The organism is Candidatus Poribacteria bacterium (genome assembly GCA_016866785.1).
GTDB lineage: Bacteria > Poribacteria > WGA-4E.
In genome coordinates, this window is the sequence record VGLH01000284.1 from 1 (window position 1) to 1,639 (window position 1,639).

Sequence of the window (1,639 nt, forward strand, 5' to 3'; positions counted from 1 at the left end):
CTTGACTCCGCGCGGTGAGGAAGATAACGTAGCTTGTGCCGGCGACCACAACCGGCGACGCGAGCCGACGTAGCTCAGGGGTAGAGCAGTTGATTCGTAATCAGCCGGTCGGTGGTTCGAATCCACTCGTCGGCTCCACCCATACACGCCCGGAGTGCTCGATCGGCGGGAATAGCTCAGTGGTAGAGCGTCAGCTTCCCAAGCTGAGGGTCGCGGGTTCGAATCCCGTTTCCCGCTCCATCTTCAACCCAGTCGTCATACGGCTTTGCGCGAACACGATTTCCCCGCCGAAACGTTCCGATAATGCGTTTTGGGGTAATCTTGGGGAAATGGGAAAAGGAGCCGGTTAGGGCTCCTTTTTCGCAAACGGCAGCTTGTGCACCTGACCTCGGACGCTCTCCCGCGACAGATGCGCGTAGATGAGCGTCGTGTCGTAGTCCTGATGTCCAAGCAGCTGCTGGATATGCATGAGGGGCACGCCCTGCATCGCCAGATGCGACGCGAACGTGTGGCGGAGGGTGTGCAACGTGCAGTTGTTGATCTTCGCCTCGCAGAGAATCCGCCTCCATGTCTTCTTGACGTTCGACGTGATCCGCTTCCCGGCATACGTGAACACGTAGCCGGATTCGCGCGGCATCGACCCCAGACACACCTTCAGTTCCTCCGTCATCTCGATCGTGCGGAACCGGCGGCTCTTCGTCTGCCAATCCGCCTTCGACTGCACGGTGATCGTGCCGGTCGCGAAGTCGAGGTCGTTCCATGTCAGGTTCAACAGTTCCGACTTTCGCATTCCCGTGTGCAGCGCGCACAGCACGAGCGGATACAGGTAGGTCGTCCGCGCCGCCGCGAGCAACCGCGCGATCTCGTCGTCGGACAGGAACCGCGGCGGATTCGTCGGCAATCGCAGTCGCTCGACATCCTTCACCGGATTGTGCCGTACGTGTCCCCATTTCATCGCCTGAGCGAACATCACCGAGAGCAGTTGTAACTCGATATTGACGGTGCGCGGAGACACCTTCGCGCGGCGGTCGAGCTTGTATCGCTCGATCATGTACGACGTGATCGAATTCATCTGTCGTCTGCCGAACGTTGGGACGAAGAAGGTCTCGATCTTCGAGTGTTCGTTCCGGTAGGTCAGCGGCGCTTTGTTCGCCTTCGCCCATTCGAGATAGAGCGGGGCGAACTCTCGGAAAGTGACGGATTGGGCGCTCGGCGCGACGTACTCGTTGCGCGTCGCCTCGGCGACGATCTCGCGTTCTCGTTCGAGCGCCTCTTTCTTGGTTCTGCGGGTTTCGCGGAATCGCTTCCCGTCGATCATGATCTCGATGCGCCAGGAGTTTCCGCGCCTATAGACGGGCATCGCGCCGCTCCTCTCCGTCGAGGAGCGATCGTCCATCGCCGTTGGCTTTGCGTCCGATCCAGGCTTCGAGCTCGGAGCGGCGGAACCGGAGGTGGTTGCCGATCTTGAAGTGCGGGATTTCGTCGCGGTGGGTCAGTCGGTAGACGTAGGACTTCTTGAACTGAAGGAGTTCGCAGACGTCCTCGACGGTGAGTAGACGTTCCATGGGCGTTCCCTCTGTCTTGTCAAAGAGCGGAGGGCTTCTCTCCTCTGCGGCTGCTCAGCGGAAGCCCTGCTGAA

At 60.2% G+C, this 1,639-nt stretch carries 2 protein-coding genes and 2 tRNA genes; 2 read left to right on the plus strand and 2 right to left on the minus strand.

All coding sequences use genetic code 11. The features are described from left to right. Window positions 1-63: 63 nt before the first annotated feature. A tRNA-Thr gene (locus FJZ36_19325) sits at window positions 64-138 on the plus strand. Window positions 139-165: 27 nt separating this feature from the next. After that, a tRNA-Gly gene (locus tag FJZ36_19330) sits at window positions 166-240 on the plus strand. Window positions 241-346: 106 nt separating this feature from the next. Here FJZ36_19330 and FJZ36_19335 read toward each other — a convergent pair. Further along, window positions 347-1,396: a site-specific integrase gene (locus FJZ36_19335; GenBank protein MBM3217052.1), complete on the minus strand. Its 1,050-nt coding sequence runs from the start codon at window positions 1,394-1,396 to the stop codon at window positions 347-349. Continuing rightward, complete coding sequence (locus tag FJZ36_19340) at window positions 1,347-1,565, minus strand: helix-turn-helix domain-containing protein (protein MBM3217053.1); 219 nt, start codon at window positions 1,563-1,565, stop codon at window positions 1,347-1,349. Before FJZ36_19340 ends, FJZ36_19335 begins: the two co-directional genes overlap by 50 nt. Window positions 1,566-1,639: the final 74 nt, after the last annotated feature.

Bases quoted from the DNA above. Each gene is read 5' to 3' on its own strand.
- FJZ36_19335 (MBM3217052.1), bottom strand. From the start codon at position 1,396: ATGGACGATCGCTCCTCGACGGAGAGGAGCGGCGCGATGCCCGTCTAT.
- FJZ36_19340 (MBM3217053.1), bottom strand. From the start codon at position 1,565: ATGGAACGTCTACTCACCGTCGAGGACGTCTGCGAACTCCTTCAGTTC.